Consider the following 15,044-nt stretch of genomic DNA (forward strand, 5'->3'; position numbering starts at 1 on the left):
CACCCATCAAAGCTGACCCAGCACCGGGGTGCTCACGCGCACATCGGCGTTCTGGCCACGGTGACGCAGCAGGTGATCCATCAGCACGATGGCCATCATCGCCTCGGCAATCGGCGTGGCGCGGATACCGACGCATGGGTCGTGACGGCCCTTGGTGATCACTTCGACCGGGTTGCCGTCGATGTCGATCGAACGGCCCGGGGTGGTGATGCTCGAGGTCGGCTTCAACGCCAGGTGCGCGACGATCGGCTGACCCGAAGAGATCCCGCCGAGAATGCCGCCGGCGTTGTTGCTGAGGAAACCTTCCGGCGTCAACTCGTCACGGTGTTCGGTGCCGCGCTGGGCAACGCAGGCGAAACCGGCGCCGATTTCCACGCCTTTGACCGCGTTGATGCTCATCAGCGCGTGGGCCAGTTCGGCGTCGAGACGGTCGAAGATCGGCTCGCCCAGGCCCGGCATCACGCCTTCGGCAACCACGGTGATCTTCGCCCCGACGGAATCCTGATCGCGACGCAGCTGGTCCATATAGGCTTCCAGCTCCGGCACCTTGTCCGGGTCCGGGCTGAAGAAGGCGTTCTGCTCGACCGATTCCCAGGTCTTGAACGGGATTTCGATCGGGCCGAGCTGGCTCATGTAGCCGCGAATGACGATGCCCTGGCTGGCCAGGTATTTCTTGGCGATGGCGCCGGCCGCGACGCGCATGGCGGTTTCCCGCGCCGAGCTGCGACCGCCGCCGCGATAATCGCGCTCGCCGTATTTGTGGTGGTAGGTGTAGTCGGCGTGGGCCGGGCGAAACAGATCCTTGATCGCCGAGTAGTCCTTGGACTTCTGGTCGGTGTTGCGGATCAGCAGGCCGATGGAGCAGCCGGTGGTGCGGCCCTCGAACACGCCGGAAAGGATTTCGACTTCGTCGGCTTCCTGGCGCTGGGTGGTGTGGCGGCTGGTGCCCGGCTTGCGACGATCGAGGTCGCGTTGCAGGTCCTCAAGGGAAATCTCCAGGCCCGGCGGGCAGCCGTCGACAATGGCGACCAACGCCGGACCATGGCTTTCGCCCGCGGTGGTGACAGTGAACAGCTTGCCGTAGGTATTGCCGGACATGCAGGACGCTCCGTGAAATCGAACCCAAATTCGTGATGCGCGCCAGTATACGCAGGCTAACCGAGTAGTTCATCCTCGAACCTTAGCGGTGTGGGTGAGTCCAACCGGCACCTTGGCAAATGATGGCGTGATGATGCTGCGAGTTTTGATCTTGAGCCTTTCCCTGTTTACCGGCTTCGTCCAGGCAACTGTCCTGCAACGACCGGTCACGTTGACTACCGACAATGGCGAACTTTTCGGCTCGCTGTTGCTGCCGAAATCCGACAGCCCCGTGCCGGTTGTCCTGATCCTTTCCGGCTCGGGTCCTACCGATCGTGACGGAAACAACCCCGATGGCGGGCGCAATGACAGCCTAAAGCGACTGGCCTGGGTGCTGGCCAAACACAACGTCGCCAGTGTGCGTTTCGACAAGCGCGGGGTGGCGGCCAGCCTGGCGGCAACTCCGGACGAGCGAAACCTGTCGGTGGAAGCCTACGTGGCGGACGCCGTGGCCTGGGGCCAGAAGCTGAAAGCCGATCCGCGCTTCGGCCCGTTGATCCTGCTCGGCCACAGCGAAGGCGCGCTGATTGCCAGCCTGGCGGCGCCAAAGGTCGACGCGGCGGCGGTCATCTCGCTCTCCGGCACGGCCCGACCGATCGATCAGGTGCTGCGTCGGCAACTGGCCCGCAGCCTCCCTCCCCCGCTGATGCTGCGCAGCAACGAACTGCTCGACAGCCTCAAGGCCGGGCGCACCGACGACAATGTGCCGGCGCCGTTGCAGGTGATCTTCCGTCCGAGTGTGCAGCCGTACCTGATTTCGCTGTTCCGTCAGGATCCGGCGGCGGCCTTCGCCCAGCTGAAAATGCCGGCGCTGATCGTGCAAGGCAGCAACGACATTCAGGTTCAGGTCGATGATGCGAAATTGCTCAAGGCCGCCAAACCGGACGCGCAACTGGCGCTGATCGAAGGCATGAACCACGTGTTGCGCATCGTGCCCAACGACGTGAAGCGGCAACTGGCCTCCTACAAGGACCCGAATTTGCCCCTGGCGGCTGAACTGGGGACACGCGTTCTTGAATTTATTGACGGACTTCGCACCCGTTAAGCTCTTTTACCCTCTAGGACTTTGAAAAACGGCCGATAAGCCTTTGTCGCCAGCGTACTGGCTGGCGGCAAGCAGCTTGGACAGGATCTCGCCGTTATGACTGATACCCAGACTTCACCCGACACCACCGCTGAAAAAGACGCACCGCCAGCGGTCGAGCTGCCATGGGCGGATGTCCACGTCGAGCACCACAAGATGCTCCGCCTGGCGCCGTTGCAGACCGACCGCAACACCGGCGGGCGGCCGCTGCGCTTCGTTGAATTCGGTTACGCCGAGCGCAACGGCAAAGAACACAGCCTGATGCGCATGGCGATCAAGTTGCCCGCTCAGCGCGTGCGTAAAGAACAGAATCATCTGGACGTGTGGGTCGATCACACGACCAAACGCGTGCACTTCGGTCCGGACAGCGGTTTGCAGATCGAACCGATGAACCGTGGCATCGGCCGTTTCATGGCTGCCCAGGGCATCAACTGGGCGAAAAAGCGCTGGCCCACCTACACCGTCGACGGCATGGACTTGAACAACAAGGACGCGCTGAACGAAGACACTCGCCTGCGCCGCGATCACTTTCTGCGAGTGCACGGCTTTGATGTGGTTTACGCCGACGCCCAGCATTTGAAGGGCAGCGTCAAGGAAGTGCAGGTCGGCGATTTGCTGGGCGACTGGAACAGCGAAAAGCTGCAGATCGTCGAAATTCTTGAAGCCGCGCAGATGTTGCAGCAGGCTGAGCAGAATCTGGCCGAGCAGGAAGTGAAGCTGAAGAAGCAGGAAGACAAGGTCAGCAAGTTCAAGCGTGAAGACGCCGGTTTGCGTTTCACCATTACTTGCCTGGTGGCGTTTGCGGTGTTTCAGGCCGGGTTGCTGATCTGGATTGCAACGCACCGCTGACTGATCTTTCCCACACTCCGCGTTTGACTCGGATGGGACGCGGAGCGTCCCGGGCTGCATTCCCACGCAGACGGTTCGACGCCTCGACGTGGGAACGATCGACGTCAGTCAGACGCGGGAGGCGAACAGTGCCTGATGGGCGCGGCACTGTTCGGCGGTCAGCATGAACACGCCATGCCCGCCGCGCTCGAACTCCAGCCAGGCAAAATCGACTTCCGGGTACAGCGCCTCGACGTGGACCTGGCTGTTGCCCACCTCGACAATCAGCAAACCCTTCTCTGTCAGATGATCCGCCGCTTCGGCGAGCATCCGGCGCACCAGATTCAAACCGTCATCGCCGCAGGCCAGGCCCAGTTCCGGCTCGTGCTGGTATTCGTCCGGCATGTCGGCGAAATCTTCCGCATCGACGTAGGGCGGGTTCGACACGATCAGGTCGAAACGTTGACCCGGCAGACCATCAAAACCATCGCCCTGCACAGTGAACACACGCTCATCGACGCCATGACGCTCGATGTTCTGGTTCGCCACTTCCAGCGCTTCGAACGACAGATCCGCCAGCACCACTTCGGCGTTCTGGAACTCGTAGGCGCAGGCGATGCCGATGCAGCCGGAGCCGGTGCACAGGTCGAGAATGCGCGCAGGTTCGTCACCGATCCATGGGGCAAAACGGTTTTCGATCAGCTCGCCAATCGGCGAACGCGGGATCAGCACGCGCTCATCGACGATGAACGACATGCCGCAGAACCAGGCTTCGCCCAGCAGGTAAGCGGTCGGAATGCGTTCTTCGATGCGGCGCTTGAGCAGGCGTTGAAGATTGACCAGTTCGTCGTCTTCCAGCGCGCAATCCAGATAGCTGTCAGCGATTTCCCATGGCAGGTGCAAGGCACCGAGCACTAGCTGCCGGGCTTCGTCCCAGGCATTGTCGGTGCCATGGCCGAAAAACAGATCCTCCCCATGGAAGCGGCTGACGGCCCAACGGATGTGGTCGCGCAGGGTACGAAGTCGGGAAGTGATCACGGGGCAGAACTCCAGAAAAAACGACTGGCGATTCTAGCAGCCAAAACGCGCCGCGACGACGCAGGAAAGATTCCGGGGCGACGGTAGGACGCTTCCGATTTTCCCCTCGGCTATTGAACAGATCGTGTAACTTGACAAGGCTGCAGGCCAGCAACGACGGTGTCTACGATGGTAGCGATTCACAGAACCGCTCAGCCAGAGGACAATGTCGCAAAAGCCCCACCCGAAGGAGCCCCAGAATGTCCGTTCCAAAAACGATGTTTCAACTCAGCGGTCGCGGTTACGCAGCGGCCACGTTGAGCCATGCCACCGTGGTCATCATCGATGCCCAGAAAGAGTACCTCAGCGGCCCGCTGGCCCTGAGCGGTATGGACGCGGCTGTCGCGAACATCAAACAACTGGTTGCCGCCGCCCGCGCAGCCGGCCGACCGATCGTGCATGTGCGCCACCTCGGCACCGTCGGCGGTCTGTTCGACCCGCAGGGCGAACGCGGCGAGTTCATCCCCGGCCTGGAACCCCAGGGCGATGAAACCATCATCGGCAAACTGCTGCCGAGCGCCTTTCACGGCACCGAACTCTACGATCGTCTGCAAACCATCGGTTCGCTGGACCTGATCGTCTGCGGTTTCATGAGCCACTCCAGCGTCAGCACCACCGTGCGTGCAGCGAAGAACCTGGGTTTCCGCTGCACCCTGGTCGAAGACGCCTGCGCCACCCGCGATCTGCCGTTCAAGGGCCGCGTACTCAGCGCCGAACAGGTGCAGGAAGCGGAAATGGCGATCATGGCCGACAACTTCGCCACCCTCGCGCTGACTCAGGACCTGATCTGATCGACCGTAAATGAGCGGTTCAGCCCGCCGCTCATCTGCAAAAACCTCGCATTTGCTTCAATTACCCTAGCCTCAGGAACAACCCGGTCAACTCCCGGTCGAAGGGCCGATACCCATTGAGGAAGGTCGGAATGAAGTTATCCGATGGATTTGACGCACGCCGCTTGCGGCCCAAAGGCCAAAGCAACTGGCGATTTCGATTCGGCGCGGCGATCGCGGCCATTCTGGCCACGTTCGGCGTGCTGCTGGCGATGGCCGGGGCCGCCAGCCTGCTGGGGCGCCCGCCGGCGCTCGGCGATCTGAATGCAACACCGCTCGGCTCGGCGATCATTCTCGCGGTCGGCCTGCTGTTCCTGTATTTCGGTGTGGCCCTGTGGCGTCGTTGCCGGCGTCGCGCACGGCAATCGCGGGAATTGAACATGTCCCCGCATCTGATGAAAAAACACGATTGATCGATGGCCTGGCTTTTTGCCGGGCCGTTTTGTGTCTGTTTGGGTAAACTGGCCGCCCTTCGCGGAGGCTGACATGCAAGACGACGATTTTTCCCTGTTCAAAAGTGCGATCCAAGGCGTCAAGCCGATCAAGCACGACCGCGCCGACACCGGCAAACCCAAGGCTGACCGTGACCGAATCGCCAAGCTGCGCCATTCCGCCACCGTGCGCACCGACACCACTACCGTTGACGGCCTGTCCGATCAGTTCGTGATCGACGTCGGTCCTGAAGACGAGCTGATGTGGGCTCGCGACGGGGTGCAGGAAAGCCAGATGCGCAAGCTCAAGATCGGGCAGATTCCGTTCGAAGGCAGCCTCGACCTGCACGGCATGAGCGTGGAAAAAGCCCGCGAAACCCTTTGGGCCTTTCTCGCCGAAGCGACCAGATTCGAAATCCGCTGCGTGCGCGTCACCCACGGCAAGGCCGTGCGTCTGGACGGCAAGCGGCCGATGATCAAAAGCCACGTCAACACCTGGCTGCGCCAGCATGCGCAAGTACTCGGTTTCTGCTCGTGCCAGGCGAAACATGGCGGTGCCGGCGCCGTGTATGTGATGCTCAAACGCACCATGATGGAAGGCCGCGACGAATAATCCCGTCACACCGAACTTGCAGGGTCGTGTCCGCCACCGTACCCTTGCCCTTTGCGAAAATCCCCACAGGTAGTTTCATGTCCCTGGAACAGAATTACACCGCGATTCTCGGCCAATTGGGCGAGGACGTCTCCCGCGAGGGCCTGCTCGACACGCCAAAGCGTGCCGCCAAAGCCATGCAGTACCTCTGCCGCGGTTATGAACAGACGCTCGAAGAGGTCACCAACGGTGCCCTGTTCAGCTCCGACAACAGCGAAATGGTGCTGGTCAAGGACATCGAGCTCTACTCGTTGTGCGAACACCACCTGCTGCCGTTCATCGGCAAGGCCCACGTCGCGTACATCCCGAGCGGCAAAGTGCTGGGCCTGTCGAAGGTCGCGCGGATCGTCGACATGTACGCCCGCCGCCTGCAGATCCAGGAAAACCTCAGCCGCCAGATCGCCGATGCGGTCCAGCAGGTCACCGGCGCGCTGGGCGTGGCCGTGGTGATCGAGGCCAAGCACATGTGCATGATGATGCGCGGTGTCGAGAAACAGAATTCGTCGATGATCACCTCGGTGATGCTCGGTGAGTTCCGTGAAAACGCGGCGACCCGCAGCGAGTTTCTCAGCCTGATCAAGTAATGCGTGACACAAAAAAACCGGCGTTGATCGCCGGTTTTTTTTCGTCCGTGAAAAATCGGGTAAGCTGCGCGCCTTCTTCAATGTCCCTGTGAGGCTTGTAACGTGTTCGTCAAAGCGCTTCGTGTCGGCCTCGGCCAACTGATCATCTTCGTTGATTTCCTCACCCGCCCGGGCAAGAAGCAGCGCCCCGCCGCTGCCCAGGCTCAGGTTGATGCCGCCGCAAAGGACCTGACCCTGTATCAGTTCCACGCCTGCCCGTTCTGCGTGAAGACCCGCCGCAGCCTGCGCCGCCTGAACGTTCCGGTGGCCCTGAAGGATGCGAAAAACAACGAGCAGGATCGCCAGACCCTGCTGGAACAGGGCGGCAGGATCAAGGTGCCGTGCTTGCGCATCGAAGAGAACGGCCAGACCACCTGGATGTATGAGTCCAACACGATCATCGAATATCTGAACAAGCGGTTCGCCGCGGTCTGAATCAAAAAAACCGGCCTGAAGGCCGGTTTTTTCATGCTGCCTGCGCGGCCTGTGCCTGGCGCACCACCGCCGCCAGACGCTTGAGCCCTTCATCGAGTCGTGCCGGATCGATGTGGCTGAAGTTCAGGCGAAGATGACCGGGATTGCGATCCGGCTCGGGGAAGAATGGTTCGCCCGGCATGAACGCCACATCGTTGTCCAGCGCGGTGTTCAGCAACGTGCGGGTGTCCAGCGGTTGCTTCAGGGTCAGCCAGAAAAACAGCCCGCCCTGGGGTGTGTTCCAGTCCGCCAGATCGCCGAAGTGAGTTTCCAGCGCTGATTGAAATGCATCGCGACGCTGACGGTAGAAGCCACGCAATTCACTCAAGTGCTGCTGATATTTCTCACTGCCGATCCACTGCAACGCCTGCCACTGACCAATGCGGTTGGTGTGCAGATCCGCCGATTGTTTGAGCTTGAGCAGATGCGGAAACAGATCCGGGCTGGCGATCAGATAGCCGACGCGCAGACCTGGCAGCAGGGTTTTCGACACGGTGCCGGTGTAGATCCAGCTGGACTTCTTCAGGCGTCCGGCAATCGGCTGGGCACTGCCGCCGTCGAAGGTCAGTTCGCGATAGGGCTCGTCTTCGATCAGGGTCACGCCGAATTCGTCGAGCAATGCAGCAACGGCTTCGCGCTTGGCTTCGCTGTAGCGCACGGCGGACGGGTTCTGGAAGGTCGGAATCAAATAGATGAACGCCGGACGATGCTGCTCCAGGCGCTGACGCAATTGCGCAAGGTTCGGACCGTCAGCCTCCAGCGGCACGGTCAGGCAATCGGCGCCGAACAGTTGGAAAATCTGCAAGGCCGCCAGATAGGTCGGCGCTTCGAGCAGGATTTCGGTGCCCTTGTCGATGTAAAGCTTGGCCGCCAGATCGAGGGTTTGCTGGGAGCCACTGACCACCAGCACCTGACTCGCCTCACACGGCAAACCCAACGCCCTCGCCTCTGCCGCCAGCGCTTCGCGCAGTGCTGGCTCGCCTTCACTCATGCCGTACTGGCCGAGAGACAGCGGCATCTCAGCCCATTCAACTTTCGGCAGCATCGCTTCGGCCGGTAAACCACCGGCGAATGACATGACCTCCGGGCGCTGGGCCGCGGCAAGGATTTCACGGATCAGAGAACTTTTGAGGCGCGAGACACGTTCGGAAAAAGCCATGGAAGTCACCGCTAGCGAGGCATGGGAAAAATGAGTCAAACTTGTTGACTGAAATTACGACACCCTCTCTGGAAACGTCAATATGCTTGACCTTAAAAACTGCGCCAGCCAGCAACAAGCCATGGAAGCGTTTTTCTTCGGTTACCAGGCGTTCACCGCCAAGGCCGATGAAATGCTCGAGCGTCGCGGCTTGTCCCGCGTGCATCAACGCATCGTGTTTTTCATCGCCCGTTACCCGAACCTGAGCGTCAAGGAATTGCTCGCGCTGCTCGGTGTCAGCAAGCAGGCGCTGAACATGCCGCTGCGGCAATTGCAGGAAATGCATCTGGTGAACAGCGTGGCGTCCGAGACCGACAAGCGTAAACGCCTGCTGGAGCTGACTGCTGAAGGCGCGAAATTTGAACAGGCTCTGCGTCGGGAACAGGTGAAATTGCTTGAACGCGTCTTTGCCGAAGCCGGCGAAACGGCGGTCAACGGCTGGCTGGCGGTGAATCTGGCGCTGGGAGCCAATCGCCCGAACGAGTGATATAGCTTGATCGCCAGTATTTTCGTCTACAAAACCAAAAACAATATTTGCTTTATTTGTACACAAAAGCATAATCCACAGCGTGCGAGTTCCTGACCGCATGGTCAACAAATTCGCGTATGCCTCAAAGGGCCGCTGCCACCCCTCATGGGTCCGGTCCTGGAAATAACAATAAAACTCTTGAGGAGTACTCGCTGTGGAAAGCCGCAAATCCGAAGCATCGACGCTGGAACTCTCGCCGCCGTTACGCAATGGCCTGCTGGAGCGCATCTTCAAACTCAGCTTGCATGGCACCACGGTGAAGACCGAGCTGATTGCCGGTCTGACAACCTTCATCACCATGGCTTACATCATTTTCGTCAACCCGAACATCATGGCCGATGCCGGGATCGATCACGGTGCAGCCTTCGTTGCCACCTGTATCGCCGCCGCGCTGGGCTGCCTGCTGATGGGCCTCTACGCCAACTGGCCGGTAGGCCTGGCGCCGGGCATGGGCCTCAACGCGTTTTTCACCTACACCGTGGTCGGCACCATGGGCTACAACTGGGAAACCGCGCTCGGTGCGGTGTTCGTCTCGGGCGTGCTGTTCATGATCCTGACCTTTTCGCGGATTCGCGAATGGCTGCTCAACAGCATTCCGGTCAGCCTGCGCTATGCGATGGGCGCCGGTGTGGGTCTGTTCCTCGGGCTGATCGGCCTCAAAACCGCCGGCATCGTCGTCGATAGCCCGGCCACCCTGATCAAACTTGGCTCGCTGCGTGAACCCGGTCCGCTGCTTGCCGCCATCTGCTTCCTGATGATCGCGATCCTCAGCTATCACAAAGTGTTCGGCGCGATCCTCATCAGCATCATCACCGTGACCCTGGCTGGCTGGGGGATTGGTCTGGTGCACTACGAGGGCATCATGTCCGCCCCGCCAAGCCTGGCGCCGACCTTCATGGCCATGAACGTCGCCGGCGTTTTCAACGTCAGCATGATCAGCGTGGTCCTGGCCTTCCTCTTCGTGCACATGTTCGACACCGCCGGCACCCTGATGGGCGTCGCCCAGCGCGCCAACCTGGTGAACGCTGACGGCCGCATCGAAAACCTGTCCCGCGCCATGAAAGCCGACTCCGCCTCCAGCGTTTTCGGCGCAGTGGTCGGCGTTCCGCCGGTCACCAGTTACGTGGAAAGTGCCGCCGGTGTAGCGGCTGGTGGTCGGACTGGTCTTACCGCAGTCACCGTGGGTGTGCTATTTATAGCCGCGATGTTCTTTGCACCGCTGGCCGGCATGATTCCCGCCTATGCCACCGCCGGCGCGCTGATTTACGTAGCGATGCTGATGATGGGCGGCATGGCGCACATCGAATGGGACGAAGCGACCGACAGCATTCCGGCGATCGTCACCGCGATCATGATGCCGCTGACCTTCTCGGTCGCCGACGGTATCGCGCTGGGCTTCATTACCTATGTCGCGCTGAAGGCCGGCACCGGTAAATACAAAGAGATCTCCGTCAGCCTGTGGGTGCTCTGCGCGATCTTCATCGCCAAGTTCATCTTCCTGTAAGCGCTACGCGGTTCAAGCTTCAAAACAGCCTCACCCCACCGGGTGGGGCTTTTGCACATTCTTGATAACGATAAAAAGGAGCAAGTGATGAGTCTGGAAACCTGGCTGCTGTTCAGCGGCGCTGCGCTGGTGGTGATCCTGATTCCGGGGCCGCTGTCGTTGCTGATGATCAGCAACAGTCTGAATTACGGTCTGCGTCGATCGTACCCGGCGTTTCTCGGTGGCGTGTTCGCCTCGATCTGCCTGCTCAGTGCCTCGGCGCTGGGGCTGGGCGCCCTGCTGCTGGCGTCCGAAAAACTGTTCAGCGCCCTGAAGATCGTCGGCGCGATTTACCTGTTCTACCTCGCCTGGCAGAGCTGGCAGCAATCGCGCCAGCCGTCGGTGGGGGCCGAAGTGCCTCAGGCCGCACCGGTTCCTAAGTTCCGCGCATTGTTCAGCCGGGCCTTCGTGCTTGGCGCCAGCAATCCGAAAGACATTTTGTTTTTCGCCGCGTTTCTGCCGCAATTCCTCAGCGCCGAACAACCGTTCCTGCCGCAACTGCTGGTGATGATCGCCACCTGGACGCTGCTCGATCTGCTGTGCAAATTGACCTACGGCCTCGGTGCCCATGGTGCAGCGCGTTACCTGCGCAGTGGCAAGGGCCAGAGCTGGTTCAACCGCATCAGCGCCGGATTGTTCGGCGGTGCCGGTGCCGCATCGCTGCTCAGCGGGCACTGATACTTGCAGACAATGTTCTGAGTCTCAGATGATTTGAATCTGACTGCCAGTTTCGACACTCACGTCCTGCATCGAAACTGGCAGCAACTTCCGCTTCCAAAACGCAACACACCGCAACACCCCGCCGATGTACTTCGTTTGAACCCTTTTCCTAAGATGACGGCGCAGCACAACCTCATCTCAGAACAAGGATGTTCAAATGGCCACGCTTATTCACCCGTCCTCGATCGAATATAACGACGCAGACATTGCCGACATGCAACTTGTCGCCAATGAACGGCAACCTTCAACGATCGACTATGACGACGACAATTCCCGCCCGCTCTCTCCTGCGCTCAAAAACAAAAGAGCGCAGCTTAAAACCGTGGACCAAGTCTTCGGCCCGCTGCTGATAGGCGAATACTCCATTAGCCGCAGAGCGCTGGACACATTGGGCGCAACGGTCGACGGGCAACCCCTGGATGGCAAGAACACGTTTTTCCGTACCCCAGGAAAGCGCTTTATCAACGCCCTGCAATTTGACCCGGTCGCCATTGAAGCGCGGATGAAAACAACGACCGGCGCAGACGACTATTTACTTCCGGCCCTGCTCTTCGAAATGGCCAGCCGACGCCCTCTCACGGCACCTCCCTTGTTGATTGATCCACTCGATACTCAAACCGATCCAGGTGCTTATCAGGCCAAGCTGAAACAACTTCTGAACTCGGCGCAGAGACTCGATATCCGCCATGCCCATATCGAGGAGCCACTTCCCAACTGGGTCAAACGCTCAAGCAGCCGAACCATGGCCAGCACCGGTATCGGACTTCAGGCGTTCGGTATCTACAGTGGTCTTCGCGGTCTGCAGGATGCGATCAGAGACAAGGATTCGTATGGCATTGTGTTCAACAGCTCGGCGTTCACCGCCGATGTCGCTTCGATAGCGATCGATCTGGCCGTCGCCCGCAAAGCCACACAAATGCTCAAAGCCAGCGAGAGTGCCTACAAGGGGTTTGCCAAAACCAGTTTCGCCCTCAAGTTGGGTCGCGGCGGTGGCTTGATCGGCGGTGCCCTGACGCTGCCGTTCGATGTCATTTCTGCGGTGGATGGTTTCAAAGCGGCAGCCAGAACAACCGGGAAAGAGTCGATCAATAACTATGTGAATGCCGGGCTGAGCGTCACCAGCGCGACCATGACCGTGCTGCTCGGCGCCGCGGCCCTGGCCGGATTTTCCTCGGCCGGCCCGATCGGGCTGATCGCGGGTTTGCTGCTGGTCGCGGGATCGCGAGTCTGGGCGGCAATCAATGTAGTCGATGACATTGACGATTACATCACGCTGACCACCGAAGAGCGTCTGCGTACCGGCTGGTTCGCTTTCTGGGGCATCAGCCCGGATGAAAGCATTGAAGATCGCCACCTCATTGCCAGATCGGCTGCCCGACATTCACAACAACTTCAAACCACCGCCCGCAAGTTGCTGGACGAAACACTCAAGGATCAGACCGAAGCCATCATCAATGGCAGTTTCCGGGTGGAAGTCGAATCACTCCAGGTCGCGACTTATGAGTGGACCCCGGAAAACCCGAAGTACAAAACCATCAAGCGTCCACGAATCAGCGATAACAACGACAACATCGACGCACATGCAGGCGTCACCCAAGACACACCCGGGGCAGTGTTTGGAACTTCTGCCTACGACAAAGACATCCTATGGTTTATCGGTGGCGGTAACGACACGATTCTGGGGGTAAAGAAAAAACCGAACAGGCTCTATTACGGTGCCGGCCATAAATCCCTGAACGGTGGCGAGAAAGCCGACGAGTTCATCTTCGAGGGCGCTGCCGACCTGCTGAAAACCGGCACGCAAGAAACACTGATCTCCGAACTGCAAGGTGATGCAGGTAACGACACGCTGAAACTGGCGGGGCACTTTCCGCAAACCAACGACGATCGTTACGGATTCCGAGTTGATTTGCATAAGGGCGAGATGTCGCTGCTGGTCAAGCCGCTCACTCCAAAAGAGCAGGCCTACAGGCTGCACAGTCATCTGCGAAGTATCGAAAACGTCGAGACGCTGGCCGGTGCAACCAATGAAGTCATCGGTAGTGACGGTCCGAACATCATCAAGTCCCGTGGTCGCGACGAGATTGATGCAGGCCCCGGCGAGGACCAGATTTATTTACTCGGCAGTTACGTATCGGCCAATGGCGGCAAAGGCAAGGATGCCTACGCAATCGCTCACGTCCCCGGCATGGTATCGATTATTGAAGACGGCGCAGATGAAAGCATCATTGCGCTGGACTGGCCCTGCGAGCTGATCGAAAGCTGGAAGATTGAAAAACGGGAACTGGTCATCACGTCAGGATTCGAATTCGACGATACCAGCAAGAAAATTGTCCGGATCAAGAATGTCTACCAGCAAACCGGGGACAAACGATTGCTACAGAATGGAAAACTGACCTTCATCAGCAAAGATGGATTTCATCTCGTGCCGGAACTTCCAGCCAGCATAGAAACGCCGCTAGCGGTCGATGTGGAAGTGGTGATCCTGCGACAGGGAACACGCCAGCTTCCGGTCATTGTGTTTGATAAGCAGCTCACCGTCCCCAACGACAGAAGTTCGAGCTACTGGCTGTCACGCAACAATATCCAGACGGTTTTCCAGGTAACAACGCCCGGTAATACAGGGGTCACTACGCTGCACATCGATTGTGCCAGCACAGAACTGACTCACGTCGAGGCTTATTACAACGCCGACCTCATGCGCGGAACTCATTTCAACTACATCATGTACAAGGAATGCGGGCTGACCCTGCATTTCGGCAGCAAACAGCTATCGATCAAAAATCTTGCCTCTTCGACCGTGTCCGGCATGCGCGATCTCAAGCCCCGGTTGAAGGCCCCCGAGCTGGCAACCAACCACTCGTTCATTCTGATCATGAACGACGGCGCGTCTTATCGACTTATCCAACCCCCTGTCACCGACAGTCATTTTTTGAACGACACGTTTGAAATAAGCGGCCCGATGCATTGGACCAGCAACGTGCCTCTGCCACTTTCCCCCAGAGCGGGAACGCATCAATACCTGCAACCGCTCGACAACCAGACACATGCGCTAGGTAGCGGGGAGAAGTGCGTCATGCTCAAACCGGCTGCGCAACAGACTGCCGTGGAAAGCCTCACCGGTGAAGGTTCGAAGTACCTCGTCCACCTCAACCCCGGCATGTCGTTGCGCATTTCCACGCCAGGCGCATTGGCGACCGCGAGCCAGCAACTGGCCTTTTCCTCGACCTGGGAATTCGACGCCTCCAGCCTGGGCGAGGTGGAGATCAGGCTCATCGACAACCAGTTGCAGATCGGCCAGACGATCATCTATCTGCCGCAATACCAGAACACGGGCGACCTGATCGACCAGGTTCGCGTGATAACCGCGCAGGGCATTGTCTGGGCGGTCGATCTGATTTTCGAGGCGGTCTATATCGAAGCGATAGACGCACGGTTCCTGGTACCGGCAACCGACGTTTCGACTCCCTTGCCTGCCGGGCTGAAGCAACATCCGGAAGACCACATACTTGTACGCAACATGGTCATGAAAGATGGCAGCCTCGGTGCACTGCGGTATCACCTGACACAGCGCAAATGGATGCTCGACACAGACAAGTCCCGCACCATTGACCGCCAGGATCTGCAGACAACCAACCACTGCACCCACCAACTGAAACTGTTCGAAGAAGTGGCACAGATCGGTCTCGCTTACTCTCCTCCACTTGGCGAGCAAGCTTTGAGAGCCTTGCGCGATCAATGCGTCAGGCTGATGGGCGATCTCTCGCTGGATTACCCGGCAAAACTGGAACAGGCGAAACACCTCGCCTGGCTTTTATCCGGACAATCGCACTACAACTGACGCCCTCGGGAGTCACGGACTCCGCTGGAAACGCTTTGCATCAGTCGCTTGCGCCAATTGATATATGTACCACACGC

General features: G+C 59.3%; 14 protein-coding genes. 11 read left to right on the plus strand and 3 right to left on the minus strand.

The window, feature by feature from the left end; all coding sequences use genetic code 11:
• Positions 1-6 precede the first annotated feature (6 nt).
• Positions 7-1,098: a chorismate synthase gene (gene aroC, locus C1X29_RS20945; RefSeq protein WP_102718276.1), complete on the minus strand. Its 1,092-nt coding sequence runs from the start codon at positions 1,096-1,098 to the stop codon at positions 7-9.
• 130 nt (positions 1,099-1,228) lie between these two features.
• Here aroC and C1X29_RS20950 point away from each other — a divergent pair, with 130 nt between their 5' ends.
• On the plus strand, positions 1,229-2,182 hold the full coding sequence (locus C1X29_RS20950) for an alpha/beta hydrolase (protein WP_102688278.1): 954 nt from the start codon (positions 1,229-1,231) through the stop codon (positions 2,180-2,182).
• A gap of 96 nt (positions 2,183-2,278) precedes the next feature.
• The gene (locus C1X29_RS20955; RefSeq protein ID WP_007960006.1) at positions 2,279-3,070 is read left to right on the plus strand and encodes a hypothetical protein; all 792 of its coding nucleotides are present in this window, start codon (positions 2,279-2,281) and stop codon (positions 3,068-3,070) included.
• A gap of 108 nt (positions 3,071-3,178) precedes the next feature.
• Here C1X29_RS20955 and prmB read toward each other — a convergent pair whose 3' ends face one another.
• A complete protein-coding gene (gene prmB / locus C1X29_RS20960) occupies positions 3,179-4,087 on the minus strand; it encodes a 50S ribosomal protein L3 N(5)-glutamine methyltransferase (protein WP_007960007.1) in 909 nt (302 codons plus the stop codon).
• 239 nt (positions 4,088-4,326) lie between these two features.
• Between prmB and C1X29_RS20965 the strand changes: the two genes are divergently transcribed.
• The 5 genes from C1X29_RS20965 to C1X29_RS20985 all read left to right on the plus strand — a co-directional run bounded on the left by C1X29_RS20965 (position 4,327) and on the right by C1X29_RS20985 (position 7,097).
• Positions 4,327-4,917 carry a cysteine hydrolase family protein gene (locus tag C1X29_RS20965; protein WP_011333204.1) on the plus strand — a complete coding sequence of 197 codons (591 nt, stop codon included), beginning with the start codon at positions 4,327-4,329 and terminating at the stop codon, positions 4,915-4,917.
• 131 nt (positions 4,918-5,048) lie between these two features.
• On the plus strand, positions 5,049-5,369 hold the full coding sequence (locus C1X29_RS20970; protein WP_007960009.1) for a hypothetical protein: 321 nt from the start codon (positions 5,049-5,051) through the stop codon (positions 5,367-5,369).
• Between the two features lie 73 nt (positions 5,370-5,442).
• Positions 5,443-6,000, plus strand: coding sequence for a Smr/MutS family protein (locus C1X29_RS20975; RefSeq protein WP_102718277.1), 558 nt, complete (start codon positions 5,443-5,445; stop codon positions 5,998-6,000).
• Positions 6,001-6,077: 77 nt separating this feature from the next.
• Positions 6,078-6,623, plus strand: a complete 546-nt coding sequence (gene folE / locus C1X29_RS20980; protein WP_003204506.1) for a GTP cyclohydrolase I FolE — start codon at positions 6,078-6,080, stop codon at positions 6,621-6,623.
• 102 nt (positions 6,624-6,725) lie between these two features.
• The gene (locus tag C1X29_RS20985) at positions 6,726-7,097 is read left to right on the plus strand and encodes a glutathione S-transferase N-terminal domain-containing protein (RefSeq protein WP_102688276.1); all 372 of its coding nucleotides are present in this window, start codon (positions 6,726-6,728) and stop codon (positions 7,095-7,097) included.
• A gap of 31 nt (positions 7,098-7,128) precedes the next feature.
• On the opposite strand, the gene C1X29_RS20990 is transcribed toward C1X29_RS20985, so the two are convergent.
• Entirely contained in the window at positions 7,129-8,295 is a 1,167-nt protein-coding gene (locus C1X29_RS20990) for a PLP-dependent aminotransferase family protein (protein ID WP_102718278.1), read from the minus strand.
• An 82-nt stretch (positions 8,296-8,377) separates the two neighbouring features.
• On the opposite strand from C1X29_RS20990, the gene C1X29_RS20995 reads away from it, so the two are divergent.
• The 4 genes from C1X29_RS20995 (at position 8,378) to C1X29_RS21010 (ending at position 14,967) form a co-directional block, all read left to right on the plus strand.
• Positions 8,378-8,821, plus strand: coding sequence for a MarR family winged helix-turn-helix transcriptional regulator (locus C1X29_RS20995; protein ID WP_085748497.1), 444 nt, complete (start codon positions 8,378-8,380; stop codon positions 8,819-8,821).
• A gap of 196 nt (positions 8,822-9,017) precedes the next feature.
• Positions 9,018-10,367, plus strand: coding sequence for an NCS2 family permease (locus C1X29_RS21000; RefSeq protein ID WP_007960018.1), 1,350 nt, complete (start codon positions 9,018-9,020; stop codon positions 10,365-10,367).
• 87 nt (positions 10,368-10,454) lie between these two features.
• The gene (locus C1X29_RS21005) at positions 10,455-11,084 is read left to right on the plus strand and encodes a LysE family translocator (RefSeq protein WP_007960020.1); all 630 of its coding nucleotides are present in this window, start codon (positions 10,455-10,457) and stop codon (positions 11,082-11,084) included.
• A 199-nt stretch (positions 11,085-11,283) separates the two neighbouring features.
• Entirely contained in the window at positions 11,284-14,967 is a 3,684-nt protein-coding gene (locus C1X29_RS21010; RefSeq protein ID WP_102718279.1) for a hypothetical protein, read from the plus strand.
• The last annotated feature ends 77 nt before the right edge of the window (positions 14,968-15,044 follow it).

This window comes from Pseudomonas sp. GW456-12-10-14-LB2, from assembly GCF_002884345.1.
Lineage (GTDB): Bacteria > Pseudomonadota > Gammaproteobacteria > Pseudomonadales > Pseudomonadaceae > Aquipseudomonas > Aquipseudomonas paraglycinae.

What these genes read in the sequence shown, in the direction of transcription:
- aroC (WP_102718276.1), bottom strand. Translation starts at nt 1,098, where the DNA reads ATGTCCGGCAATACCTACGGCAAGCTGTTCACTGTCACCACCGCGGGC.
- C1X29_RS20950 (WP_102688278.1), top strand. Translation starts at nt 1,229, where the DNA reads ATGATGCTGCGAGTTTTGATCTTGAGCCTTTCCCTGTTTACCGGCTTC.
- C1X29_RS20955 (WP_007960006.1), top strand. Translation starts at nt 2,279, where the DNA reads ATGACTGATACCCAGACTTCACCCGACACCACCGCTGAAAAAGACGCA.
- C1X29_RS20965 (WP_011333204.1), top strand. Translation starts at nt 4,327, where the DNA reads ATGTCCGTTCCAAAAACGATGTTTCAACTCAGCGGTCGCGGTTACGCA.
- C1X29_RS20970 (WP_007960009.1), top strand. Translation starts at nt 5,049, where the DNA reads ATGAAGTTATCCGATGGATTTGACGCACGCCGCTTGCGGCCCAAAGGC.
- C1X29_RS20975 (WP_102718277.1), top strand. Translation starts at nt 5,443, where the DNA reads ATGCAAGACGACGATTTTTCCCTGTTCAAAAGTGCGATCCAAGGCGTC.
- folE (WP_003204506.1), top strand. Translation starts at nt 6,078, where the DNA reads ATGTCCCTGGAACAGAATTACACCGCGATTCTCGGCCAATTGGGCGAG.
- C1X29_RS20990 (WP_102718278.1), bottom strand. Translation starts at nt 8,295, where the DNA reads ATGGCTTTTTCCGAACGTGTCTCGCGCCTCAAAAGTTCTCTGATCCGT.
- C1X29_RS20995 (WP_085748497.1), top strand. Translation starts at nt 8,378, where the DNA reads ATGCTTGACCTTAAAAACTGCGCCAGCCAGCAACAAGCCATGGAAGCG.
- C1X29_RS21005 (WP_007960020.1), top strand. Translation starts at nt 10,455, where the DNA reads ATGAGTCTGGAAACCTGGCTGCTGTTCAGCGGCGCTGCGCTGGTGGTG.
- C1X29_RS21010 (WP_102718279.1), top strand. Translation starts at nt 11,284, where the DNA reads ATGGCCACGCTTATTCACCCGTCCTCGATCGAATATAACGACGCAGAC.